This window comes from Amycolatopsis suaedae, from assembly GCF_004214935.1.
Taxonomy (GTDB): Bacteria; Actinomycetota; Actinomycetes; order Mycobacteriales; family Pseudonocardiaceae; genus Amycolatopsis; species Amycolatopsis suaedae.
In genome coordinates this window covers 293,418-317,608 of record NZ_SFCC01000002.1, presented here as the reverse complement: position 1 = coordinate 317,608, position 24,191 = coordinate 293,418, and the positions used below count along the sequence as shown (strand labels likewise).

Below are 24,191 nucleotides of genomic sequence, written 5' to 3'. Positions count from 1 at the left end.
ACCGGATACCCGTTTGTCGACAAGAAATCCCGCCGCCGCCCGGTCGGGAGGCGGCGGGAACCCAATCGTTACTGAACGCGATCGCTGGACTGGTCGTTGTCGTCATCGTCGGCGATGTGCACGTCACTGACCGCGATGTTCACCTCGACGACCTCCAGCCCGGTCATCGTCTCGACGGCGCCGATCACGTTGCGTCGCACCGAACGGGCCACATCGGCGATGGCGACGCCGTACTCGACCAGCAGCTGCAGGTCGATCGCGGCCTGCTTCTCGCCGACCTCGACGGAAACGCCCTGGCCGACGCTGGCGCTGGCACCCGGAATGCGCTCACGCAGCGCGCCGAACGCGCGGGCGGCACCACCGCCCAGGTCGTGCACCCCACTGACCTCCCTGGCGGCGAGGCCGGCGATCTTCTGCACGACGGTGTCGGCGACCGTGGTGGCGCCCTGGTCGGTGACCAGCTCGCCGGTCTTGGTGGTGACGGACTTCTGCTCGGTGGTGGCAGCCATGTGGTCCTCCAGTGTTTCGGTTGGTACTGGAAGGACCCGCCGGCGGGACGGGGCTCACTGTGACCCCTGCCTCACCTCCGCCAGCCCCACCACCACCTCAACGGTGACGCTCCGCGTCGCTGCCTCATTCGAAAGCGGTTCCGTCAATATCCGTGACAAGCAGGGTCAGCGGCAGGTGTTCCCACGCCGTCCCCGCGAGCGCGCCACGCAACAGGCCGGTGGCCTGGTCCAGCAGCGGCGGCAGCGGAAGTGCCATGGCCACCAGCCTGACCCGCACCCGGTCCGGGTCGATCTCGACGGCCGCCGTCTCACCACCCAGCAACGGCACGGCCGGGCGCAGTCCCGGCACCTCCGCGAGCGCCCGCAGCAGCCGCTCGGCGGCCTCGGTGGACGTCATCGGGACACCTCGATGTCCATGATGGACACCGAAACGGCGTCGACGGCCAGCCCGGTCTGGGTGGCGACGGCTCGCGTCACCGCACGCTGCACGGCCTGCCCGACGGCAGCCGCCTGGTCGAACCCACTGGTCACCAGGTCGATCTGGATGGTGACCGCGTCCTCGCCGATCCGCACCCGCACGCCGTCGGCCGGCGCGGGTGTCATGCCCTGCCAGCGCTGCCGGATCGTGCGGCCCCAGTCGGCCACCAGCCCCACCAGGCCCGGCTCCAACCGGACCACCCCGGAAACGGCGGCGGCCGCACGCGCGGCGACGCTCGCCACCACCGCCTCACCGATCACGTATTCGGTGTGTGCCACGGCTGTCATGAACCGTCGGATCCCCCGTCGTAGATGTCGTCCAGAACGAGGTCGAGTTCCGTGATCCGCAGCCCCACCCGTGCCGTCGCCGCGGCGGATACCCGCTCCCGCACCTGGTCCAACGCCGCACCGCCGTCGACGATGCGAACGTCCACCGCGAGGGTGAGTTCCACGCGCACGAGGTGCTCACCCGAATCGCCGCTGCCCAGCACCCGGACCCGGCAGCGCCGCGCCCGCACGCCGTCGACCTGGTCGGCGGCGAACCGCAGGACCACGGCCACCGCGGCCTCGCTGACGTCGACCTGGCCCGGCTCGGGCGTCGGCAGCCGGACCAGATGACCCCGGCGGGCCTCGGCCCGTACGGCATTCATGATCTTGCCGAGAAGATCCGGGGGTGGCTGCTCCACTTCGGCGGCCATTTCCCTGGTGGCCGACCGCAGGGCCAGCAGGCTCTCGCTCGCGGTCCGGCAGTGCGGGCAGTCCAGCTCGTGTGCGTCGGCGTGCCCGGACTCGATCTCGTCCAGCCGCTCCCACACCTGGTCGAGGTCCCTGTCGCAGGGCAGTTCGTAGTTCAGCGCCATGGCTTCATCACCTCCGCCAGTTGCGCTCGTGCCCGCGAGATCCGGCCGCGCACGGCGGTCTCACCGGAGCCGACGACCTCGGCGATCTCCTGGTACGACCGGCCGTGCACTTCTCTCAGCAACCAGCATGCCCGCTGTTCCGGCGTGAGCCGTTGCAAGGCGTCGGCGAGCGCGGACAGCTGAGCGCTGACCTGCGCGGCGTCCTCCGGGCGGATGTCGGTACGTGGCGAGGGCGCCTCGTCCAGCTCGACCTCGGCCGTCGGCTTGCGACCGCGGATGAGGTTCAGGCACCGGTTGGTCGCCGTGCGGTAGAGCCAGCCGACGAACGCGGCGTCCTCCCGCAGCCGGGGCAGTGCCCGCCAGGCGGCGAGGAACACCTCCTGCACGACGTCCTCGGCGTCGCCGGTGCTGGCCAGCATGCGCACGGCCAGCCGGTAGATCGGGCCCTGGTAGCGGCGGACCAGCTGTTCGTAGGCAGCCGTATCGCCCTCGCGAGCCCTGCTCACGAGGGTGACGTCGTCCAGTGGTGGCGCGGTCGTTCCCGTCATCGCACCTGTTCGGACACCGTCGGCGGCCACAGCTCACGCTCTCCGGCTCAGGTGAGACCCAGGTCACTCAGGCCGAGGAGGTAGCGGTAGGGCAGGCCCTCCTTCTCGATGGCCTCCCTGGCGCCCGTGTCGCGGTCCACCACGGTGGCAACGCCGACCACGGTGGCCCCGGCCTCCTCCAGCGCCTGCACGGCGGTCAGCACGCTGCCGCCGGTGGTCGAGGTGTCCTCGACGGCCAGCACCCGCTGGCCGGTGACCTCGACGCCCTCGATCCGGCGCTGCATACCGTGAGCCTTCGCCTCCTTGCGGACCACGAACGCGTCCAGCACCATCCCGTCGCCGGACGCCGAGTGCAGCATGGCGGCGGCCACTGGGTCGGCACCGAGGGTGAGCCCGCCGACCGAGACGTAGTCCCAGTCCGCGGTGAGCTGACGCAGCAGCTTGCCGATCAGCGGCGCGGCAGCGTGGTGCAGCGTCGAACGGCGCAGGTCGACGTAGTAGTCGGCCTGCTTGCCTGACGAGAGGGTCACCTTCCCGTGCACCACGGACAACTCGGTGACCAGCCTGGCGAGCTCGAGCTTCGCCGCGGGATCAACAACGGGGTTCGCCACGGCCGTCATTCTCACACGCCCGGTTCGCGGGTGTTGACGCGCGACCCGACGGCCCGCATCAGGCCACGCGGGATCAGGCCGAGCAGGGCGACCACCGCCTTGTACTGCGGGCTGGGGACCGAGACGACCTTGCCGCGGCGCAGGTCGGCCAGCGACCCTGCGACGACCTGCTCGACGTCCAGCCAGAGGAATCCGGGCCCGACCTTCTTGACCCCGGCCCGCTCGTGGAACTCGGTGTGGGTGAAGCCGGGGCACAGCGCCTGCACCCGGACGCCGGTGCCACGCAGCTTGCCCGCGACGCCCTCGGAAAAGGCGATCACCCAGTTCTTGCTCGCGGTGTAGGTGGCCTCGTGGCCGGACATGAACCCGGCGACGCTGGCGACGTTGATGATGTCGCCGCGTCCCCGCGCGACCATGGTGTCCGCCGCGACCTTGGTCAGCCGCAGCACGGCGACCACGTTGATCTCCAGCTGCCGCTGCATGTCCTCCAGCGGGGTGTCCGGGAACTCGCCGGGCAGGCCGATGCCCGCGTTGTTGACCAGCAGGTCCACCGGCCGTTCGGTGAGCCGGGACTCCACCACCGCCCGGCCGTCCACTGTGGACAGGTCGGCGGGCAGGACCTCGACGTCGACCGGCAGCCGGCCTGCCGTTTCCCGCAGGCGCGCCTCGTCGCGGGAGACCAGCACGAGGTCGTAACCCTTCGCGGCGAGCTGGCGGGCGAACTCGGCACCGATGCCCGCGGTGGCTCCGGTGATCAGGGCGGTAGGCATGAGCGCAGGTTAGTGGTTCTGCTGCGGTGGTGCGCTCTCCTGCGGCGGCTGCCAGTGCCTGCCGCCGCCCGCGGTGCCGGTGTACTCCTCGTCGAACGGGTCGACGATGTCGGCGATCTCACCGAGGTCACGCAGCAGCCGCTCCAGCCGCGACGGGCCGGCGTTGGCGGCCACACTGGCCAGCACCCACTCGCTCTCCAGCCAGCAGACGCCGACGTCGCCGCCGAGCGCGTCGGCCGCGTCGACGAGGTCCTGGGTGATCACCCTGCGAGCCGCCTCGGAGTCGTCGGCGAACGCGTAGCGCTGCCCGACCGGGCCCAGCAGCTCGGGCATCTCGGCCCGCTGGAACGGCACGCTGGCCAGCCACAGCTCGACCAGCGCCTCGTGCACCCGGTTGCACCGGACGGCGACGACCACCGCCGGGATCTGGCCGTCGGCCTCGATGTCGAAGACGAACACCGGGCGACGGCCGTCGGAGGTGAACGTGGAGCCGGCGACGACGTTGACCGCCACCTCGGCGCCGAAGTACCCGATGGCGCCGCCGGACCACTGCCGGGCCAGCCGGTCGTCCTCCTCGGCGAACTCCCACCCGCGCAGGTCGGCCCAGCGCATTCGCTCCCGGTTGCGGGAGCCCTCTCTGGCCCGGTCGGCAGCGAGCAGGCCTAGCCCCGCCACCAAGGCGACGGCGGCGACGACGAACCAGATCCACGCCGGAATACCCACGCAACCAGCGTATCCCCCCGGCGCGGGCGACCAAGATCGCCCGCGCCGTGTCGCGTCATCCGTTAGTGGAACGGCTTACTTCGAGGGCGTTGCCGGCGCTGTCCAGCATGTCGACCCGGACCGTGTCACCGTCCCGGATCTCGCCGGAGAGCAGCAGCTTGGCCAGCTGGTCGCCGATCGCCGACTGCACCAGCCGCCGCAGCGGACGGGCGCCGTAGATCGGGTCGAATCCGTTCAGCGCCAGCCACTCCTTCGCGCTGTCGGTGACGTCCAGCGTCAGCCTGCGCTGGGCCAGCCGCTGCGCGAGCCGCTCGATCTGGATGTCGACGATCGAGGTCAGCTGCTCGGTGTCGAGCGAGTGGAACACGACGATGTCGTCGAGGCGGTTCAGGAACTCCGGCTTGAAGTGCCGCTGGACCACCGCCATGACGGCGTCGCTGCGCTGCCGCTCGTCGAGCGCGGCGTCGGCGATGGCCTGCGAGCCGAGGTTGGACGTCAGCACCAGGATGGTGTTGCGGAAGTCCACCGTGCGGCCCTGACCGTCGGTGAGCCTGCCGTCGTCGAGCACCTGCAGCAGCACGTCGAACACGTCGGGGTGCGCCTTCTCCACCTCGTCGAGCAGCACGACGCTGTACGGCCGCCTGCGCACCGACTCGGTGAGCTGGCCGCCCTGGTCGTAGCCGACGTACCCGGGCGGCGCGCCGACCAGCCGGGCCACGCTGTGCTTCTCGCTGTACTCGCTCATGTCGATGCGGGTCATCGCGCGCTCGTCGTCGAACAGGAACGCCGCGAGCGCCTTGGCCAGCTCGGTCTTGCCGACACCGGTGGGGCCGAGGAACAGGAACGAGCCGGTCGGCCGGTCCGGGTCGGCGACGCCCGCCCTGGTGCGGCGCACCGCGTCGGAGACGACCTTGACGGCGTCGGCCTGGCCGATCACCCGCCTGCCGATCTCCTCCTCCATGCGCAGCAGCTTGCCGGTCTCGCCCTCCAGCAGGCGGCCTGCCGGGATGCCGGTCCACGCGCTGACCACGTCGGCGACGTCGTCCGCGCCGACCTCCTCCTTGAGCATGACGTCGGCCTTGACGGCGTCCTCGCTGGCGGCCGTCGCGGCCTCCAGTTCCTTCTCCAGCGCCGGGATCCGGCCGTAGCGCAGCTCGGCTGCCCTGCCGAGGTCGGCGTCGCGCTCGGCGCGGTCGGCCTCGCCCCGCAGCTGCTCCAGCTGCTCCTTCAGCTCGCGGACCTTCTCGATCGAGCCCTTCTCGTTCTGCCAGCGCGCGGTCAGCGCGGACAGCTCCTCCCGCTTCTCGGCCAGCTCGGCCCGCAGGGCCACCAGCCGTTCCCGCGACGCGGCGTCGTCCTCCTTGTCGAGGGCCATCTCCTCGATCTCCATGCGGCGCACGGCCCGCTCGACCTCGTCGATCTCGACCGGCCGGGAGTCGATCTCCATGCGCAGCCGGGACGCGGCCTCGTCGACCAGGTCGATGGCCTTGTCCGGCAGGAAGCGCGCGGTGATGTAGCGGTCGGACAGCGTGGCCGCCGCGACCAGCGCGGCGTCGGTGATGCGCACACCGTGGTGGACCTCGTAGCGCTCCTTCAGCCCACGCAGGATGCCGATGGTGTCCTCCGTCGACGGTTCGCCGACCAGGACCTGCTGGAAGCGGCGCTCCAGTGCGGCGTCCTTCTCGATGTGCTGGCGGTATTCGTCCAGCGTGGTGGCGCCGACCATGCGCAGCTCGCCGCGGGCCAGCATCGGCTTGATCATGTTGCCCGCGTCCATGGCGCCCTCGCCGGTCGCGCCGGCGCCGACGATCGTGTGCAGCTCGTCGATGAACGTGATGACCTGGCCCGCCGAGTCGGTGATCTCCTTCAGCACGGCCTTCAGCCGCTCCTCGAACTCACCGCGGTACTTCGCGCCGGCCACCATCGACCCCAGGTCCAGTGCGACGACCCGCTTGCCGCGCAGCGACTCCGGCACGTCACCCGCGACGATGCGCTGGGCCAGGCCCTCGACGATGGCCGTCTTGCCGACGCCGGGCTCGCCGATCAGCACCGGGTTGTTCTTCGTGCGCCGCGACAGCACCTGGACGACGCGGCGGATCTCGGCGTCCCTGCCGATGACCGGGTCCAGCTCGCCCGCGCGGGCGCGCGCGGTCAGGTCGACGCCGTACTTCTCCAGCGCTTTGAACGTGCCCTCCGGGTCCGGGCTGGTGATCCGGGCCGAACCGCGGACCTTCGTGAACGCCTCGCGCAGGGCCTCCGGGGTGGCGCCGTGGCGCTGCAGCAGGTCGCGCACGTTGCCGCCCTCGGCGGCGAGCCCGACCAGCAGGTGCTCGGTGGAGACGTACTCGTCACCGAGCTCGGTGGCCAGCTTCTGGGCGTGCGTCAGCGACTTCAGCGCGTGCCGGTCGAACTGGGGCGTGGACACGGTCGCGCCGGTGGCCGAGGGGAGCGCCTGGGTGAGCGGCTCCAGCTCCTTGCGTACCTGCTCGGGGTCGGCTCCGACCGCCGTCAGCAGGGGGCCGGCCAGGCCGTCGCCCTGCGCCAGCAGCGCGCCGAGCAGGTGCGGCGGCGCGATGTCCGGGTTGCCGGCGACCGTCGCCGCCTGCGCGGCGGACGAGATCGCCTGCTGGGTCTTGGTTGTCGGGTTGAAAGCGTCCATCCCCTACCTCGTCTAGGTGTGTGCCTGTGGGTTCCAGAGTCCCGTAAGTGGTTCCACCATGCACAACGTCAGGAAAGTTGAGCCTGTTCCGCTCAACCCTGACTTTGACGGTGGGCACCCACATGATCACCATTGGTGAAAAGGGCTCTGACCAGGTGATACATCGCACTACCGGCGGGTCATGACCACCCGTCCGGAGCAACTCTGGGTGCATTAGCCCCGAGCGCGGTTACCCTCCGAGAGGGGCGCCGACCCCGCCTGGGCCAAATGAACTAACGCAGGCCGAAGATTATTCGCCAGGTCGCGACAGAGCTGGCAGACCGCTGGCCTGCCCCAGTCGGCGGAAGCCGTACGGCCGGGCACTACTGAATAATCCAGGCCACAATCATGCCGCCCCCGACCCGCGCGGCCTGGTGAACACGCCGAGCAACCACATGGAGTTTGTGACCCGACAGCGATGACAGCAGAACCGGTCAGCCCCGTCCCGAGGACCACCCCGCGCAGGGAGGCGCCGCCCGCCGTCACGGCGATGGTGCGGCTGATCCGTGACAGCTGGGCGAAGGCCGAGCCGTACACCCCGGAGATCTCGCAGTTCTTCTACGGGATGCTGTTCACGCTCGCCCCGGCCACCCGCGACTTCTTCCCGATCAACATGGAGGTCCAGCGCGGCCGCCTGGTGCGGGCGCTGGTGCACATCGTCCAGATGGTCGACCGGCCCGACGACCTGCTGCCGTTCCTGCGGCAGCTCGGCCGTGACCACCGCAAGTTCGGCGTCATCCCCGACCACTACGAGGCTGTCGGCACGGCGTTGCTGGCCTCGCTGAAGACCCAGCTCGGCCCGGACTGGACGCCCGCCGTCGAGCGGGCGTGGGCCGAGGCCTTCACCATCATCGCCCGGTTCATGCAGGACGCCGCAGCCAAGGACGAGTACCCGGCGTCGTGGACCGCCACCGTCACCGACCACCGCAGGCTCACCTGGGACCTCGCGCTGGTCCGGGTCGAGCCGGAAGGCCAGGTGCCGTACCAGGCCGGGCAGTACCTGAGCGTCGAGGTGCCGCAGCGGCCGCGGCTGTGGCGCTACCTGTCCCCGGCCAACGCGCCCCGGCCCGACGGGTCCATCGAGTTCCACGTGCGGGCCGTCGAGGGCGGCTGGGTCTCGCGGGCCGTCGTCAGCCACACCCAGCCCGGCGACGTGTGGCGGCTGGGCCCGCCACTGGGCAGGCTCTCGGTCGACCGGGAAGCGGGCAGGGACGTGCTGATGGTCGCGGGCGGCACCGGCGTCGCCCCGTTGCGTGCGTTGATCGACGACCTCGCGCAGTGGGGCGAGAACCCGAAGGTCCACCTGTTCTACGGCGGCCAGACCCGCGAGGACCTGTACGACCTGGAGGAGCTGCGCTCGCTGGCGGCGGTCAACCCGTGGTTGAGCGTGGTTCCGGTGGTGGAGAAGGGCCCCGCCCTCTCCGGCGGCGAGGAAGGCACCCTCGCCGAGGCGGTCACCCGGCACGGCGCCTGGCCCAAGCACGACGTGCTGGTGTCCGGCTCGCCGGCGATGATCCGGGCGACCGTGTCGCGCATGCTCGTCGCGGGCACCGCGCTGGACCAGATCAAGTACGACCCGTTCACGATCGACTGACCACCGGGCGAAAGCTCGTGAAGGCCACCTTCATTACGTGAGACGCGAGCCCCGGCAAAGTCGGGAGTCGTGGTGCGGGAGCGTGAAGTTCGCGTGCCGGAGCGTGGAACTCGCGTGCACGACGGTGGGACTCGCGGGTGTGGAACGTGCAACTCGCGCGGGGCGAGGGGCGGACTCGCACGCGGGGTCAGCGGCGGGGGCGGGGCTTCCAGACGACGAGCGCCGTCTGCTGGCGCATGGGGACCAGGTCCTTGCGGTAGGAGGCGTGCACGGCCGCGGCCGCCTGCTCGGCGGCGGCGTAGGCGCCTGCCAGTTCCTCGGTCAGCTCGGCCACCCGGGAGCGCAACGCGTCGACCTGGTTTTCCAGGTCGATGATCCGCTTGATCCCGGCGAGGTTGACGCCCTCCTCCTGGGACAGCTTCTGCACCTCGCGCAGCAGCGCGATGTCGCGCAGCGAGTACCGCCGGCCGCCCCCGGCCGTGCGGCCGGGGGAGACCAGCCCGAGCCGGTCGTAGGAACGCAGCGTCTGCGCGTGTAGCCCGGACAGTTGCGCCGCAACGGAAATGACGAAAACCGGGGTGTCCTCGTCGGCCCCCTGCGGCATTCCTCCCGGCACACCGGACCCGAACATCGCTCAGCCCCTTCAGCTCCGCTCAGCCAGCATTTTGGTGATCTCAGGACGCGGGTCGTGCTGCTTCGACGCCTCGGCATACGCCTCGAGCGCCGCCCGCGCCTCGTCGTCGAGCTTCGCGGGCACCGCGACCTGGAGGGTGACCAGCAGGTCGCCCTGCGTGCCGTCGCGTTTGGTGATGCCCTTGCCCCGCACCCGCAGCGTCCGTCCGCTGGACGTGCCCTGCGGCACCTTCACCGACACCTTGCCGTCCAGTGTCGGCACGGCGATGGTGCCGCCGAGTGCCAGCTCGGTGAACGTCACCGGAACCGCGATGGTCAGGTCGTTGCCGGACCTGCCGAACACCGGGTGCGGGCTGACGTGCACCCGCACGTAGAGGTCACCGGCCGGCGCACCCGCGCGACCGGGCTCACCCTGACCGGCCAGCCGGATTCGCTGGTCGTCGTCGACACCCGGCGGGATCCGGACGGTCAGCGTCCTGGTCCGGGTGCTGATGCCCTCACCCGCGCACTCCGGGCACGGGTCGTCGATGATCTTGCCCCGGCCACGGCAGTCGCGGCACGGCTCGGAGAACGCGAACGCCCCCTGGCTGCGGCTGACCAGACCGTTGCCACCGCAGGTGGCACAGGTCCGCGGGCTGGTGCCGGGCTTGGCCCCGCTGCCACCACAGGTGGCACACGTCGCCGGGCTGGACAGCCGCAGCGGCAGCGTCGCGCCCTTGACGGCTTCGACGAAGTCGATCCGCACGTCGGTCTCGACGTCAGCACCGCGCTGCGGACGGTTCGCCGTCGCACCCGCGGCACCACCCCGGCGGCCGAACAGGCCGCCCAGGATGTCGCCGAGGCCGCCGAACCCGCCGGAGCCGGCCGACGCCTGACCGAACAGGTCGCTCAGGTCCGGACCACCGGCGCCACCGGCACCGGGGAACCCGAAGCCACCCGCTCCGCCCGAACCGAACAGCCTGCGGGCCTCGTCGTACTCCTTGCGCTTGCCGGGGTCGGACAGCACGCCGTACGCCTCGGACACGGCCTTGAACTTCTGTTCGGCCTTGTCGTTGCCCGCGTTGGCGTCCGGGTGATTCTCCTTGGCCAGCTTGCGGTAGGCGCGCTTGATCTCGTCCGACGTGGCGTCGGAGGAGACACCCAACTCGCGGTAGAAGTCCTTACCGATCCACTCCCGTGCACTCATGCCGGATGTCTCCTCCCTCCCGAACCTCTCCTACTACTTCTGCGCGTTCTCATCGAGCGGCAGCTCGCCGGACTGCGAAGCCTCGAGCGGCGGATCCGGCTGTTCGGGCTCCGGCTCGTGGTCGGTGACGCCCACCAGCGCCGCCCGAAGCACCCGCTCGCCGAACTTGTAGCCCCGGCGCATGACGAGTGTGACCGTCGGCCCGTCCACCTTCGGTGAGGTGTCGTGCTGCACGGCCTCGTGCACGCTCGGGTCGAAGGGATCACCCTCCGAGCCGAACGGCTCGAGCCCGGCACGCTCCAGGCTGGCGACCAGCTTGTCGGCCACCGCCTTGAACGCACCGGTGAGGTCGCCGTGCTGCTCGGCCCGCTCCAGGTCGTCCAGCAGCGGCAGCAGGTCGCCGACCACGGACGCCTTGGCGGAAGCCGCCACGGCCTCGCGGTCCCTGTCGACCCTGCGGCGGTAGTTGGTGTACTCCGCCTGCAGCCGCTGCAGGTCTGCCGTGCGCTCCTCGAGCTGCTTCTCCAGATCGGAAACCGGAGCCACCGACTCGTCCACAATGGACTCGCCGAGGGACGGGCCGGAGGTGCCCTCCGCGGCGGGCACCTCCTGGGCCTCCTCCTCGACCGGCGCGCGCAGTTCGCCCGTCACCGGGTCGATCTTGCGACGGTCGTTGACCACGACTCGCGGCTCCTCCGGGTCCTCGGCCCTGTGCTTCGGGCCGTTCTCGCGGTCCGCGTTACCGGTCACTTCTTACCGCCCTCACCCGGCTTCGAGTCCTCGTCCACGATCTCGGCGTCGACCACGTCGTCGGCCTTCGCGCCACCGGCGTTCGCACCGGCGTCGCCCGCACCACCCGCGGCAGCACCCTCGGCACCGCCCTGGGCCTGCGCGTTGGCGTACAGCGAGGTGGCCAGCTCCTGCGAGGCGCTGTTCAGCTTCTCGATGGACTCCCGGATCCGGGTGGAGTCGGTGCCCTTGAGTGCCTCGTTCGCCTCGTCGATCGCGGTCTTGACCTTGCCCTTGAGCTCGTCGGGCAGCTTGTCCTCGTTGTCCTTGACGAACTTCTCGGTCTGGTAGACCAGCGTCTCGGCCTGGTTGCGGGTCTCGGCCTCCTCGCGGCGGGCCTTGTCCTCCTCCGCGTGCGCCTCGGCGTCCTTGACCATGCGCTCGATGTCCTCCTTCGGCAGCGCGGAGCCACCGGTGATGGTCATCGACTGTTCCTTGTTGGTGCCGAGGTCCTTCGCGGTCACGTGCACGATGCCGTTGGCGTCGATGTCGAAGGTGACCTCGATCTGCGGCACGCCACGCGGCGCGGGCGGCAGCCCGGTCAGCTCGAACATGCCGAGCTTCTTGTTGTGCGCGGCGATCTCCCGCTCACCCTGGAACACCTGGATCTGCACCGACGGCTGGTTGTCGTCCGCGGTGGAAAAGATCTCCGAACGCTTGGTCGGGATCGTCGTGTTGCGCTCGATGAGCTTGGTGAACACGCCACCCTTGGTCTCGATGCCCAGCGACAGCGGGGTCACGTCCAGAAGCAGGACGTCCTTGACCTCACCCTTGAGCACACCGGCCTGCAGGGCCGCGCCGACGGCGACGACCTCGTCCGGGTTCACGCCCTTGTTCGGCTCACGGCCGCCGGTCAGCTCCTTGACCAGCTCGGCCACGGCCGGCATGCGGGTGGAGCCACCGACGAGGACCACGTGGTCGATGTCGCTGACCGAGATGCCCGCGTCGCGGATGACGTTGTTGAACGGCGCCTTCGTGCGGTCGAGCAGGTCGGAGGTGATCCGCTGGAACTCGGCCCTGGACAGCGTCTCGTCAAGGAACAGCGGGTTCTTGTCCGCGTCGACGGTGATGTAGGGCAGGTTGATGCTGGCGCTGTTCGAGCTGGACAGCTCGATCTTCGCCTTCTCGGCTGCCTCGCGGATGCGCTGCAGCGCCATCTTGTCCTTGGTCAGGTCGATGCCGTTGGCGGCCTTGAACTTGTCGACCAGCCAGGTGACGATGCGCTCGTCCCAGTCGTCACCACCGAGGTGGTTGTCACCCGAGGTGGCCCGCACCTCGACGACACCCTCACCGATCTCCAGCAGCGAGACGTCGAAGGTACCGCCACCGAGGTCGAAGACCAGGATGGTCTGCTCCTTCTCGCCCTTGTCCAGCCCGTAGGCCAGCGCCGCGGCGGTGGGCTCGTTGACGATGCGCAGGACGTTGAGGCCGGCGATCTGGCCTGCCTCCTTGGTGGCCTGCCGCTGGGCGTCCTCGAAGTACGCCGGGACGGTGATCACCGCGTCGGTGATCTCCTCGCCGAGGTAGGCCTCCGCGTCGCGCTTGAGCTTCATCAGCACGCGGGCGCTGATCTCCTGCGCGGTGTAGGCCTTGCCGTCGATCTCCTGCTTCCAGTCGGTGCCGATGTGCCGCTTGACCGACCGGATGGTGCGGTCCACGTTGGTGACCGCCTGGTTCTTCGCCGGCTGCCCGGTCAGCACCTCGCCGTTCTTGGCGAAGGCGACGACGGACGGGGTCGTGCGAGAACCCTCCGAGTTGGCGATGACCGTCGGCTCGCCGCCCTCAAGGACGGCGACGACCGAGTTGGTCGTGCCGAGGTCGATGCCGACCGCTCGCGCCATGGTGTGTTCCCTCCTGTGTGATGCCGTGGTGCGTGCTGCCACAGTTGAGCGCACGCCGCTCAGGGTTTCTAGTCGGAGCCGCCGCCCGAGTCAACCAGACTTGAGCGAGCCCGACTCAACCTTCCTGCCAGTCTAACGAGCCACCTGCCCGGCTTGTTCCCGGCAGCGCAGATCAGCCGGGACATTTCCGCTGACCAGGTACTCTGCTTCCCTCGACCGGGCGCATGCCGAGTTGTAGGTGGCGGTGTGGCCGTCGGCCTCGGCGATCAGCAACGCGGAGTTCTCGATCGTCCCGGCCAGGCCACGGGCCCACGCCAGCGGTGTGGCGGGGTCGTGGGTGGTGCTCGCCACGAGGATCGGACCGGTTCCCTTGATCGGGTGATCCTGGGGAGGGTTACCCGGGCGCACCGGCCAGCCCACACACCCGGCGGTGAAATCCCAGAACTCGACGTACCGCCAGGTTCGCGGTGCCACGGCCTTCATCAGGTCGCCGGTGATCCGCATGTCCGCGGCCCCGATGAACGGCGCGGGGAAGTCGTGACAGCCCACCGCCCGGTAGGCCGCGTAGCTGGGATGCCCGAAGACGGTGGCCGCGGTCAGGTCCTTCGCATCCGGCTGGGCGTCGGTCGCCTTGGCCAGCGCCTGCGACAGGACCGGCCACGCGCCCTTGATTCCGAGCAACCCGTAGACGCCGGCACTGGCCTCCTCCGCCGTCACCGGGCGGTCGAGTGCCGACGACGGCAACCGGCCCGCTTCGGCCTGGGCCATCAGCCGGTCGTGGTCGGCCAGCACGTCGCGCCCGCGCAGGGCGCAGTCGGCGGCACCCGCGCACCAGGCGGCGAACCGGTTCAGTGCCTGCTCGCCCGCTGCTGCCTCCTCCAGGATGACCTGACGCGTCGGTCGGCCGTGGTCGGCGGCCCCGTCCAGCACCATGGCCCGCACCCGCTGCGGGTACTTCGACGCGTAGACCGCGCCCAGCTCGGTGCCGTAGGAAAGGCCGAGCCAGTTGATCTTCTCCTCGCCCAGCGCGACCCGGATGTCCTCGATGTCGTCGGCCGCGTTGCCGGTGTCCACCCGGTCCAGCAGCGGCCCGGTCCGGGCCAGACAGTCCTCTCCCGCCGCGCGGTTCTGCATGGCGAGCCGGTCGTACTCGGCCTTCGTCCGGGGGAAGAAGTTCCGGCCGGGCCGGTACAGCGTCGCCGGGTCGCAGGTGACCGCCGGCTTGCTGTGCCCGACCCCGCGGGGATCCCAGCCGATGATGTCGAAGCGGTCGCGCACCACGCCGAACTCCGGGGTGGCGATCCCGAGCCCGCCGAACCCGACGGTGTCCACGCCGGAACCACCGGGGCCGCCGGGGTTCGTCAGCAGCACCCCGACCCGGTTCGCCCTGTCACGGGCGGGCAGCCGGGTCAGCTCGATGGTGACCGTCCCGGCGGGGTCGGCGACCGCGAGGCTGCCGCACTGCTTGTCCGGCACCTGGGTGATCGGGCACGGCCGCCAGTCGATGGCTGGGGAGGCGGCTGCCGGAACTGCGGCGAGCGGTAACGCGACGGCGACGGCGGCGAGAACCGCGCCGGCCCTCATGCCGCGGTCCGCACGCTCAGGTCACCGGCGGACGACTTGAGGTCGATCGTGGTCGGCGCGGCGGGGTCGAGGACGGTGTCGTTGTAGGTCTTGCCCGCGCTCGCGTCCAGCTTGGTGTTGTAGCGGGCCTTCGGCACGGTGACCTCGACGTTGCCAGCCGACGCCCGCACGGTGACGTTGTCCGGCCGCGCCAGGCGCACGTTGACATCGCCGGCGGCGGCGTCGACCTTGACCGGCCCGGTCACGTCCAGCGCGGCCACCCTGCCCGCGGACGCCCGCACGTCCACCGCTCCGACCCGGGTCAGCTCGACGTCTCCTGCCGACGCCTTGCCGGTGACCTCCAGCGGTTTCGGCAGCACCACGTCGTAGTTGACACTGCACTCGTCCCCGCATCCGGCCAGGACGAGCGTGCTGCCCTCCACCCGGTGTGTCTTGCCTGGTCGCTGGTCGTGGAACCGGACCTCCCTGCGCAGCGACAGCGGCGCGTTGTCCTCCACGCGGATCTTGACCGTGCCCGCCGGGACGTCCAGCTGGACCTTGCTGACCTGCTCGTTGATCGGCTCGCCGTCGTTGAGCGTCTCGCCGCCGACGCTGATGCTCTGGCACCCGGCCAGGGCGAGCGCCCCGGTCACCGCCAGCAGCACCCCACCCAGTAGGCGCCGGTAAGTGGCCTTCATGTCTTGCGTTCCTTCCGGTTCGTCAGGCGGTGCGGACGAGCACGTCGCCGCTGTCGGTTCCCAGGTCGAGTTCGAACTGCGCGTTGGGGGCGGTGGCGATGCCGATCTGGCGTTCGCCGCTGTCCGAGTCGCCGATCACCCGGTAGCTGCCGGCGGGCACGGCGACCTCGACGTTGCCGCTGTCGGCGTGGGCCCGGACGTTCTGCGGGTTGGCCAGGGTGAGCGAGATGTCGCCGGAGTCCGCCTCGGCGTTCACCCTGCCGCGCAGTCCGTCGCCGGAGATCGCGCCCGAGTTGGCCTTGGCCTCCAGGTCGCCGCCGATGCCGGAGAGGGTGACGTCGCCGGAGCTGGCGTCCGCCTTCACCGGCCCCGCGATGTTGCGGACGTCGAGGTTCCCCGAGTCGACGCTCACGTCGACACTGGCCACACCGTCCAGCGACACGTCGCCGGAGTCATTCTCGCCGGTCACCGTCGTGCCGCGGGGGACGACCACCTCGTAGTCCACCGAGCACCACCAGCCGCAGTCGGCGAGCACCAGCTCGCCGCCGTTGACCCGGTAGCTGTCCGACGGCGAGCCCCAGCGGTAGTCGATCTTCTGGACGACCGTTGTCCGCTGCACGTCGGCGGCCCGGACGGACACCGTGCCGGAGTCGTTGTCGATGCGCACGGTCTTCACCGCGTCGACCTCGCCGGTGCGTTCCTCATCCGAGGGCCACCACCAGCCCAGGCCGAGCGCGACCCCCGCCGCGATCAGCACGACGCCCCCGACTGCGAGTGCGGGCCTTGCCATGAGTCCTCCCCACGCAGGTTTCTCTGTGGGCAGACGCTAAGGCCTGCGGACCCCCGACGGCATCAGGGCTGGCCCCCCATTCACCCCTGAGGTTGGCCGGAGGGGATCGTGGATAACCTGGGCCCGATCCCGTCCGCCAGTTGGAGGAGGAAGCATGCCGCAGGCCCCCGACCCGTACGACTTCCTGCCGTCCGTTCCCGCGTTCACCGTGACCAGCACCGACCTGGCCGACGGCGCCGCGCTCGGCACGCCGCAGCTCAGCGGGATCTTCGGCGCGGGCGGCGAGGACGTGTCACCGCAGCTGTCCTGGTCGGGCTTCCCCGCCGGGACCAAGAGCTTCGCGGTGACCTGCTACGACCCCGACGCGCCGACCGCGAGCGGGTTCTGGCACTGGGCCGTGTTCAACATCCCCGCCTCGGTGACCGAGCTGCCGCGCGACGCCGGCAGCAGCGAGTCGCCGGTGGCGGGTTCGGTGACCCTGAAGAACGATGGTGGCCTCGCCCGGTTCCTCGGCGCCGCGCCCCCGCCGGGACACGGCCCGCACCGCTACTTCTTCGTGGTGCACGCCCTCGGGGTGGAGTCGCTGGACGTCCCGGCCACCGCGACCCCGGCGTTCCTCGGCTTCAACATGTTCGGCAACACGCTCGCCCGCGCGACGCTGATCGGCACGCACGAGAACCGCGGCTAGGTTCCCGGGGCGCGTCCAAAGCCGTCAGCTCAACGCCTTCACCAGCGGCCAGGCGCCGGCGGCGGTGTTGCCGATGACGGTGATCGTGTCGCCTGCGGCCGGGTCGTGCCTGCTGTAGAACGACACGCCCTTGTCGTACCCGATCAGGATCACCTGATCACGGGACTCGTGCAGCCAGAACCCGAGGCCGTACCGCATCGACTCCGCCGGCACGTCGCTGACCGGCGTGGTCACCAGCTCGGGCCGGGCGATCCTGCCCGCGAACAACGCGGCCCACAGCCGGTGGACGTCGGCGGCGGTGGAGTACGCGCCGCCGTCGCCGCTGCCGCGAACGGGCAGCTCGTAGACGTTGGTGCGGGCGGGGTGCCCCTCGAGGTAACCGAACGCGGAGCCGCCCGGCAGTTCGTCCGCCCGGGGGAAGCCGGTGGCCGTCAGCCCGGCGGGCTCACAGACCCGTTGGGCCACCAGGTCCCGGAACGGCGTGCGAGCGGCCCGTTCGGCCAGCAGCGCCAGCACGACGTACCCGCCGTTGCAGTAGGAGAACCGCTCGCCCGCGGCGAACTTCGTCGCGTGCCCGGCCAGGGCTGCCAGGTAGTCCTCGGTGCCGTCCAGCCGGTCGACCGGAACCGTCAGCGGCGGCTCGGTCTCCTCGTCGGCGTAGTCGCCGATGCCCGACCGGTGCGCGAGCAGGTGCCACACGGTCACGTCGGGCGCGATGAGCGGCAGGTCGTCGCCCAGCAGCGCGCGGGCCGTGGTGTCCAGGCTCAGCGTGCCGTCCTCGACCAGGCTGGCCACGGTCAGCGCGGTGAGTCCCTTGGTCCCGCTGGCGATGCCGAACCGGGTGTCGAGCGTGTTGGGCACACCGTTGGCGCGATCGGCCAGTCCGTACGCCCGGGCGTGCGCGACCGTGCCGTTGGTGTCGATACGCACCACGCCGGAGAACCCGGTCTCGGCCGCGAGCCGGTCGACGTCGGTCATGTCACCTCGGTTTCAGCAGGTAGTCGACGACGGGGCGGAGTTCCTCGGCCGTCGGCGGCTCGTCGTCGATCAGCCCCTGCACCAGCAGCCCGTCGATACCGGCGAGGAACACCCGGAACGCCACCTCATCATCGTGACGCACCATCGACGTCAGCACATCCAGCCAGCGCCGGGCGGCTGGCCGCAGCTCGGGACGGCGAGCGGCCAGCAGGTACAGCTCGTATTCCGCCATCGTCCGGCCACGACGCGGGCCGAGCGCCTCGGCCAGCAGCGCCGCCACCTCCTCGGCACCCCGGCTGCCCCGGGACCGGGCGCGGTCGATCATCCAGTAGACCTCGGTGGCCATGTCCCGCGCGCAGGAGATGAGGGTGGCGATGAGCAGGTCGTCGAGGCTGGAGAAGTGGTACGTGGTCGACGTCGTCGGCACCCCGGCCTCGGCGGCGACCGTGCGGTGGGTGACCCCGGCGACGCCGTCGCGCTCGATCACCCGCAGCGTGGCGTCGATGAGCTCGGCCCGCCGCTTCTCGCCGCGCGCCTTCCTGCCGTCCGGTTGCCGCCTCAGTGCGCCCGCCCCAGTTCCAGCAGCACCACGCCACCGATGACCAGCAGCAGGCCGGCGCCCATGGTCCAGGTGAACTGCTCCTTCAGGAACACCACGCCGATGATCGCGACCAGCGCCACGCCCGCCGCCGCCCAGATCGCGTACGCGACACCGAGCGGCACGCCCAGCTTGAGCACCTGAGCCAGCACGGCGAACGCGACGCCGTAGCCCACCACGACCAGGACCGACGGGATCGGCTTGCTGAACCCCTCGGACAGCTTCAGCGAGACGGTCGCGGTCACCTCGCCCATGATGGCGACGGCGAGGAGCAAATAGGCACCCATACGAACGAAACTACCTGCACGATCGTCCCAATAGCCAGCGAGTCCTGCACCACATCGGTGGGACTTAGGGCGCGCTTATCGGTTACTCATCAGTAAGCAGCGCTACGCTCCCCCTGCCCCACCACACGAAGCCGGACGAAAGGCCCCGATCCATGGGTGCTCTGCAGCTCACGCTCGGCGGAATCTCCGTCGCGGTCAGCGTCGTCGCCTGGAGCATGTTCGTGCTCACGATCGCCCGGATGGTGCGCACCATCCGGCTCGGCCAGCCGGACGGGACCCGCAACGGGCCGTTCGTGCCGCGACTGACCACGCTGATCAAGGAGTTCGCCGCACACACGCGGATGAACAAGCTCCGTCACGTCGGCCCGTGGCACTGGCTGGTGATGTGGGGCTTCCTGATCGGGTCCGCGGCCCTGTTCGAGGCCTACGGCGAGGTGTTCGTGCCGAGCTGGGGCTGGCCGATCCTGGACCACTGGACGCTGTGGCACCTGCTGATGGAGGTGCTCGGCGTCGGCACCGTCGTCGGTGGCGTCGCGCTGGTGATCGTCCGCCAGGCCAACCACCCGCGCCGGGCCGACCGGCAGTCGCGGTTCGCCGGGTCGAACTTCTGGCAGGCGTACTTCGTCGAGGCCGTGGTGATCTTCGAGGGCATCGGCATCCTCGGCGTGCGCGCGGCCAAGTCCGCCATGGGCACGCACGACCTGCCGCTGTGGGCGGCGTTCGTGTCCGAGCCGCTGGGCAACCTGCTGCCTGCCAGCCCCGACCTGGTCTCGGTGTTCGCCTTCGTCAAGCTCATGGGCGCGATGGTCTGGGTGGTCGTCGTCGCCAAGTACATGACGATGGGCGTGGCCTGGCACCGGTTCAGCGCGTTCTTCAACATCTACTTCAAGCGCGAGGCCGACGGTGGCGTCGCGCTGGGCAAGCTCAAGCCGATGATGAGCGACGGCAAGCCGCTCGACTTCGAGGAAGCCGACCCGGAGAAGGACGTCTTCGGCGCCGGGAAGGTCGAGGACTTCAGCTGGAAGGGCTGGCTGGACTTCACCACCTGCACCGAGTGCGGCCGCTGCCAGTCGCAGTGCCCGGCGTGGAACACCGGCAAGCCGCTGTCGCCGAAGCTGCTGATCACCCAGCTGCGTGACCACGCCTACGCCAAGGCGCCGTACCTGCTGGCAGGCGGCAAGCGCGACGTCACCGGCGAGGAAGTGGGCCTTTCCGGCGACAACATGTACGCCGGGATCGACGTGCTGGCCATCGCCGAGTCGGAACGGCCGCTGGTCGGCACCGGTGACGACGGCGGCGTGATCGACCCGGACATGCTGTGGTCGTGCACCAGCTGCGGTGCCTGCGTCGAGCAGTGCCCGGTCGACATCGAGCACGTCGACCACATCGTCGACATGCGCCGCTACCAGGTGATGATCGAGTCGAACTTCCCGACCGAGCTGAACGCGATGTTCAAGAACCTGGAGAACAAGGGCAACCCGTGGGGCCAGAACGCCAAGGACCGGCTGGCCTGGACCGAGGGCCTGGACTTCGAGGTTCCGGTGTTCGACGGGGAGTTCGGCGACGCCGAGTACCTGTTCTGGGTCGGCTGCGCCGGTGCGTTCGAGGACCGCGCGAAGAAGACCACCCGGGCCGTCGCCGAGCTGCTGCACATGGCCGACGTCAAGTACACCGTGCTCGGCCCGGAGGAGACCTGCACCGGTGACCCCGCGCGGCGGGCAGGCAACGAGTTCGTGTTCCAGATGCTGGCCCAGCAGAACGTCGAGGTGCTGAACTCGGTGTTCGAGGACGTGGAGCCGCTCAAGCGCAAGGTCGTCGTGACCTGTGCGCACTGCTTCAACACGCTGGCCAACGAGTACCCGGAGCTGGGCGGGCAGTACGAGGTCGTGCACCACACGCAGCTGCTGAACCGGCTGGTGCGGGAGAAGCGGCTGGTGCCGGTCGCGCCGGTCGCCGAGGACGTCACCTACCACGACCCGTGTTACCTCGGGCGGCACAACAAGGTCTACGACGCGCCGCGTGAGCTGGTCGGCGCGTCCGGTGCGGCGCTGCGGGAGATGCCGCGGCACGGCGACCGGTCCATGTGCTGCGGCGCCGGCGGTGCCCGCATGTGGATGGAGGAGCGGATCGGCAAGCGGATCAACGTCGAGCGGGTCGACGAGGCGCTGGGCACTGCGCCGTCGAAGATCGCCACCGGCTGCCCGTTCTGCCGCGTGATGCTGACCGACGGCGTGACGTCGCGGCAGAACGACGGTGTGGCGAGCGAGAAGGTGGAGGTCGTCGACGTCGCGCAGCTGCTGCTGACGGCGGTGAAGCGCAAGCCTGCCCCCGCTCCGGCGGCGGTGTCGACGTCGCTGCCCGCTCCCGACGCCGACCCGCTGGAGAACGGCGCGGCCGACGAGAAGGCCGACCTGCCCACCGACGAGGTCCCCACCGGAACCGCACTGCCCGACCAGGACAAGTGAGGTTCAGGCGCTCCAGCCCGCGGAGTTGGTGGCCCTGAGGAAGTCGTCGTCGGGAGGCGAGACGGGGCGGCCCTCGTACTGGGTCGACAGCACCACCGTCGAGCGCACCTCGCCGTGCTGGCCGAGGCGTTCCTGGATGCCCTCGAAGTGCTCCAGGGACGCCGCCCGCACGCGCACCAGTGCGCAGTGCGCGCCGCTGACCTTGTGCACCTCGACGACCTCCGGGTAGTCCTCCGCGCGGCTGGTCTTGAGCAGGCACTTGTGCGGCAGGCACCGCATCTCGACGAACGCCGTGACCGGGTAGCCGGTCCGGCGTGGGTCGACCTGGGCCCGGTAGCCGGTGATGACGCCGGACTCCTCCAGCCGCCGCACCCGCTCGGCCACCGCGGGCGCGGACAGGTTGACCCGCCTGCCCAGCTCCTTGAGCGACTGCCTGCCGTCGGACTGCAGCTCGTCCAGGATGCGCCAGTCGACCTCGTCCAGGGGTCTTTCCATTCGAAAGGTCACCTCCCGGATATTCCGTTCGTATCGACGGTAGCAACCGGTCAGGACCGTTTGAAGGCCATTCGAATTCGACTCTGACCTGCCTAGCCTCATCCGCATGACGATCACGCTGCAGCCCGCCGTCCGGCGGCGGACCATGACGGCCCTGTTCGCCGGTGTCGCGTCGACGAACCTCGCGATGGCCACCGCGACGACCGCGGGCGGCCTGATCGCGGCCGGCTACGGCTCGGGCTGGAGCGGCGTGCCGTCGACGGCCGGGGTGCTCGGGACGGCGCTGGGTGCCCTGTGGTCGGGACGCCTGGTCGCCCGGCTCGGCAGGCACCTCTCACTGCGGGCGACCTACGGCGTCGGCGCGGCCGGTGGCGCGGTCGCGTTCGCCGGTGCCGCACTGGAGTCACTGCCGCTGCTGATCGCGGGCATCCTGCTGCTCGGCGTCGGCAACGGCGGGGCGACGCTGTCCCGCTACACCGCGTCGGTGCTGTACCCGGAGGGGCGGCGCGGGTTCGCGCTGTCGGTCGTGGTGTGGGCCGGGACGGTCGGCGGCCTGGTCGGGCCGACGCTGATGGCACCCGCGTCCGAACTCGCCACCCGGCTCGACGTGCCCAGCCTGGCCGGCCCGCTCGGCCTGACCGCGCTCGGCGTCGCCGCCGCGCTGGCGACGGCGTTCACCCTGCCGGTCATGCTGCCGTCCGCCGAGCCACGCACCGAGATTCCACTGTGGACAGCGCTGCGGGCGCCGGAACTCCGCGTGCCGCTGGCGGCCATGACCGCGGCGCAGGTGGCGATGGTCGCCGTCATGACGATGACCGGGCCCCACCTGCACCTCGCCGGCCACGGCCTCGACGTCGTCGGCTGGACGATCAGCCTGCACATCGCGGGCATGTTCGCCCTGTCCCCGGTCACCGGCCGGATCGCCGACCGCTGGGGCGGCCGGGCGACGATCCTCGCCGGCATCGGCACGCTGGTGTGCTCGTCGGTCGTCCTCGTCTCGACGCCGGACGCGCACACCAGCGGCGTTCCGGCGGCGCTGTTCCTGCTCGGCTACGGCTGGAACCTGGTGTTCGTCGGCAGCAGCCGCCTGCTCAGCGGCGCCGACCAGCGGGTGCAGGGCGGTGTCGACGCCGCGGTGTGGGCGACGTCAGCGCTCGCCGGGCTCACCGCGGGTCCGCTGTTCGGGCTCGGCGGGATCGTGCTGGTCGCCGTGGTGGCCGGCGTCGCCGTCCTGCTGCCGCTGGCGCTGATGGGCCGTCAGGGCGCCACGTCGGAGTAGGCGGTCCCGATCTTCAGCGCGTCGACGGTGTTGGTGACGGTGCTGCCGGACGCGCCGTAGATGCCCCACTTCGGATGGTTCTCGCTGTCGAAGGTGCGGCAGGCGTAGCGCTGCGACCCGTCGGTGAACGTCTGCCGCACACCGTTGTACCAGAGTTCGACCCACCCGCCCCTGGTCGCGCTGGACAGGTGCAGCCCGATGACGATGCTGTTCCACGAGCCCGCGGACACCGGTGTGCGCCAGATGATCTTCCCGGAGTCGTCGGGCTGCCGCTGCAACATCGACAGGTGCCCGTCGATGACCTTCAGCACCACCGGGTAGTTCTGGGTGTGGTTGCCGAACGACTTCCACTGGAACGTCGCGTTGTTGTTCACGGTGCTGGACAGCTTGCTGCGCCAGCCCAGGTAGTAGGTCGAGCCGTTCCGGAACTGGTAGACATTCGACCCGACCCGCACGCCCCGGGTCTCACACCGGTTCGAACCGCTCGGTTTGTGGTAGCGCCAGACTCTGCCATGTGTGGCGTCCGTCACTGCCGTGACGCTTCCCGGCGAGGAACAGTTCGAACCGATGGGCCCGAAGATGCCCGTGCCACGGGACGCGTCGCCGTCCCAGATGGTGGCGGCTTCTGCCGCCGGTACGTACAGAGTTGCCGACGCGGCTGCCGCCAGGAACACCAGCGCGACTCTGCGCATGGCACCTACCTCCTCCAGTCATCCGATGTATAACCGAAAGGTGACGGCTCTCACCAGGCGCCAAACGGGTACTGCCGGTCAGAGGTTGGATCTATGCCAACAAGGGTCGAAACAGGCAGGAAACCGGCAGAATTCGCGCGAAATTCACCCTGACGCGGAAGTTCTACAGAATGTGCACTAACGCGTCGAAAGAGTGACGATACCGGTCGGAAGATCGTCGGCGATCCACACTGACCTGCGATGACAACTTCTCGCGGCGAATTGTTTCGCCCGCGCTAAGCATATTCACTGAACTAATTTCGGTACCGTTTGGCGGATAGACAAGCGCAGTAACATGAAGACTCCTCGCCGTCGACGTTGCCTGTGGGGTATCCCGTTGCGTGCTGAACAGACAGGGCGATGAGCGTGGACGATCCGAA

25 protein-coding genes are annotated in these 24,191 nt (G+C 70.3%); 4 read left to right on the top strand and 21 right to left on the bottom strand.

Annotated elements, in window-relative coordinates; translation table 11 throughout:
* Nucleotides 1–68: 68 nt before the first annotated feature.
* The 9 genes from EWH70_RS04710 to clpB form a co-directional block, all read right to left on the bottom strand.
* A complete protein-coding gene (locus EWH70_RS04710; RefSeq protein WP_130473981.1) occupies nt 69–509 on the bottom strand; it encodes an Asp23/Gls24 family envelope stress response protein in 441 nt (146 codons plus the stop codon).
* A 124-nt stretch (nt 510–633) separates the two neighbouring features.
* On the bottom strand, nt 634–906 hold the full coding sequence (locus EWH70_RS04705; protein ID WP_130473980.1) for a hypothetical protein: 273 nt from the start codon (nt 904–906) through the stop codon (nt 634–636).
* Complete coding sequence (locus EWH70_RS04700) at nt 903–1,274, bottom strand: Asp23/Gls24 family envelope stress response protein (protein ID WP_130473979.1); 372 nt, start codon at nt 1,272–1,274, stop codon at nt 903–905. Before EWH70_RS04700 ends, EWH70_RS04705 begins: the two co-directional genes overlap by 4 nt.
* A complete protein-coding gene (locus EWH70_RS04695) occupies nt 1,271–1,846 on the bottom strand; it encodes an Asp23/Gls24 family envelope stress response protein (protein WP_130473978.1) in 576 nt (191 codons plus the stop codon). Before EWH70_RS04695 ends, EWH70_RS04700 begins: the two co-directional genes overlap by 4 nt.
* Nucleotides 1,837–2,394 (bottom strand): RNA polymerase sigma factor, encoded by a 558-nt coding sequence (locus tag EWH70_RS04690; RefSeq protein WP_130473977.1) that lies wholly within the window; start codon nt 2,392–2,394, stop codon nt 1,837–1,839. The genes EWH70_RS04695 and EWH70_RS04690 overlap by 10 nt, the downstream gene beginning before the upstream one ends.
* A 47-nt stretch (nt 2,395–2,441) precedes the next feature.
* Nucleotides 2,442–3,005: an orotate phosphoribosyltransferase gene (gene pyrE / locus EWH70_RS04685; RefSeq protein WP_130473976.1), complete on the bottom strand. Its 564-nt coding sequence runs from the start codon at nt 3,003–3,005 to the stop codon at nt 2,442–2,444.
* Nucleotides 3,006–3,016: 11 nt separating this feature from the next.
* Nucleotides 3,017–3,775 (bottom strand): SDR family NAD(P)-dependent oxidoreductase, encoded by a 759-nt coding sequence (locus EWH70_RS04680; protein ID WP_130473975.1) that lies wholly within the window; start codon nt 3,773–3,775, stop codon nt 3,017–3,019.
* Nucleotides 3,776–3,784: 9 nt separating this feature from the next.
* A complete protein-coding gene (locus tag EWH70_RS04675; protein ID WP_130473974.1) occupies nt 3,785–4,498 on the bottom strand; it encodes a type III secretion system chaperone family protein in 714 nt (237 codons plus the stop codon).
* A gap of 55 nt (nt 4,499–4,553) precedes the next feature.
* Nucleotides 4,554–7,157 carry an ATP-dependent chaperone ClpB gene (gene clpB / locus EWH70_RS04670; RefSeq protein WP_130473973.1) on the bottom strand — a complete coding sequence of 868 codons (2,604 nt, stop codon included), beginning with the start codon at nt 7,155–7,157 and terminating at the stop codon, nt 4,554–4,556.
* 457 nt (nt 7,158–7,614) lie between these two features.
* Here clpB and EWH70_RS04665 point away from each other — a divergent pair, with 457 nt between their 5' ends.
* The gene (locus EWH70_RS04665; RefSeq protein ID WP_205669026.1) at nt 7,615–8,790 is read left to right on the top strand and encodes a globin domain-containing protein; all 1,176 of its coding nucleotides are present in this window, start codon (nt 7,615–7,617) and stop codon (nt 8,788–8,790) included.
* Between the two features lie 187 nt (nt 8,791–8,977).
* On the opposite strand, the gene EWH70_RS04660 is transcribed toward EWH70_RS04665, so the two are convergent.
* From EWH70_RS04660 to EWH70_RS04630, 7 genes are all read right to left on the bottom strand, one after another.
* Nucleotides 8,978–9,421 (bottom strand): heat shock protein transcriptional repressor HspR, encoded by a 444-nt coding sequence (locus EWH70_RS04660; RefSeq protein ID WP_130473972.1) that lies wholly within the window; start codon nt 9,419–9,421, stop codon nt 8,978–8,980.
* A gap of 12 nt (nt 9,422–9,433) precedes the next feature.
* Nucleotides 9,434–10,609 (bottom strand): molecular chaperone DnaJ, encoded by a 1,176-nt coding sequence (gene dnaJ, locus EWH70_RS04655; RefSeq protein ID WP_130473971.1) that lies wholly within the window; start codon nt 10,607–10,609, stop codon nt 9,434–9,436.
* A gap of 33 nt (nt 10,610–10,642) precedes the next feature.
* Nucleotides 10,643–11,359: a nucleotide exchange factor GrpE gene (grpE, locus tag EWH70_RS04650; protein ID WP_130473970.1), complete on the bottom strand. Its 717-nt coding sequence runs from the start codon at nt 11,357–11,359 to the stop codon at nt 10,643–10,645.
* Nucleotides 11,356–13,239: a molecular chaperone DnaK gene (gene dnaK, locus EWH70_RS04645; RefSeq protein WP_130473969.1), complete on the bottom strand. Its 1,884-nt coding sequence runs from the start codon at nt 13,237–13,239 to the stop codon at nt 11,356–11,358. The genes grpE and dnaK overlap by 4 nt, the downstream gene beginning before the upstream one ends.
* Before the next feature lie 132 nt (nt 13,240–13,371).
* Nucleotides 13,372–14,823: an alpha/beta hydrolase gene (locus EWH70_RS04640; RefSeq protein ID WP_130473968.1), complete on the bottom strand. Its 1,452-nt coding sequence runs from the start codon at nt 14,821–14,823 to the stop codon at nt 13,372–13,374.
* Nucleotides 14,820–15,500 carry a DUF4097 family beta strand repeat-containing protein gene (locus EWH70_RS04635; protein WP_130473967.1) on the bottom strand — a complete coding sequence of 227 codons (681 nt, stop codon included), beginning with the start codon at nt 15,498–15,500 and terminating at the stop codon, nt 14,820–14,822. The genes EWH70_RS04640 and EWH70_RS04635 overlap by 4 nt, the downstream gene beginning before the upstream one ends.
* A gap of 22 nt (nt 15,501–15,522) precedes the next feature.
* Nucleotides 15,523–16,290: a DUF4097 family beta strand repeat-containing protein gene (locus tag EWH70_RS04630; protein WP_130473966.1), complete on the bottom strand. Its 768-nt coding sequence runs from the start codon at nt 16,288–16,290 to the stop codon at nt 15,523–15,525.
* Nucleotides 16,291–16,444: 154 nt separating this feature from the next.
* Here EWH70_RS04630 and EWH70_RS04625 point away from each other — a divergent pair, with 154 nt between their 5' ends.
* Nucleotides 16,445–16,978: a YbhB/YbcL family Raf kinase inhibitor-like protein gene (locus tag EWH70_RS04625; RefSeq protein WP_130473965.1), complete on the top strand. Its 534-nt coding sequence runs from the start codon at nt 16,445–16,447 to the stop codon at nt 16,976–16,978.
* A gap of 24 nt (nt 16,979–17,002) precedes the next feature.
* Here EWH70_RS04625 and EWH70_RS04620 read toward each other — a convergent pair whose 3' ends face one another.
* From EWH70_RS04620 to EWH70_RS04610, 3 genes are read right to left on the bottom strand one after another with little or no spacing between them, the layout of a single operon-like run.
* Nucleotides 17,003–17,956 (bottom strand): serine hydrolase domain-containing protein, encoded by a 954-nt coding sequence (locus EWH70_RS04620; protein ID WP_130473964.1) that lies wholly within the window; start codon nt 17,954–17,956, stop codon nt 17,003–17,005.
* Nucleotide 17,957: 1 nt separating this feature from the next.
* On the bottom strand, nt 17,958–18,518 hold the full coding sequence (locus tag EWH70_RS04615) for a TetR/AcrR family transcriptional regulator (RefSeq protein ID WP_130473963.1): 561 nt from the start codon (nt 18,516–18,518) through the stop codon (nt 17,958–17,960).
* Nucleotides 18,515–18,841, bottom strand: a complete 327-nt coding sequence (locus EWH70_RS04610) for a DMT family transporter (RefSeq protein WP_130473962.1) — start codon at nt 18,839–18,841, stop codon at nt 18,515–18,517. Before EWH70_RS04610 ends, EWH70_RS04615 begins: the two co-directional genes overlap by 4 nt.
* A 152-nt stretch (nt 18,842–18,993) precedes the next feature.
* On the opposite strand from EWH70_RS04610, the gene EWH70_RS04605 reads away from it, so the two are divergent.
* Complete coding sequence (locus EWH70_RS04605; RefSeq protein ID WP_130473961.1) at nt 18,994–21,306, top strand: (Fe-S)-binding protein; 2,313 nt, start codon at nt 18,994–18,996, stop codon at nt 21,304–21,306.
* 3 nt (nt 21,307–21,309) lie between these two features.
* Here EWH70_RS04605 and EWH70_RS04600 read toward each other — a convergent pair whose 3' ends face one another.
* Complete coding sequence (locus tag EWH70_RS04600; protein WP_240686794.1) at nt 21,310–21,801, bottom strand: Lrp/AsnC family transcriptional regulator; 492 nt, start codon at nt 21,799–21,801, stop codon at nt 21,310–21,312.
* Between the two features lie 106 nt (nt 21,802–21,907).
* Here EWH70_RS04600 and EWH70_RS04595 point away from each other — a divergent pair, with 106 nt between their 5' ends.
* Nucleotides 21,908–23,080 (top strand): MFS transporter, encoded by a 1,173-nt coding sequence (locus EWH70_RS04595; protein ID WP_130473959.1) that lies wholly within the window; start codon nt 21,908–21,910, stop codon nt 23,078–23,080.
* Here EWH70_RS04595 and EWH70_RS04590 read toward each other — a convergent pair.
* Entirely contained in the window at nt 23,059–23,535 is a 477-nt protein-coding gene (locus tag EWH70_RS04590) for a heparin lyase I family protein (RefSeq protein ID WP_240686793.1), read from the bottom strand. The genes EWH70_RS04595 and EWH70_RS04590 overlap by 22 nt on opposite strands.
* Between the last annotated feature and the right edge of the window lie 656 nt (nt 23,536–24,191).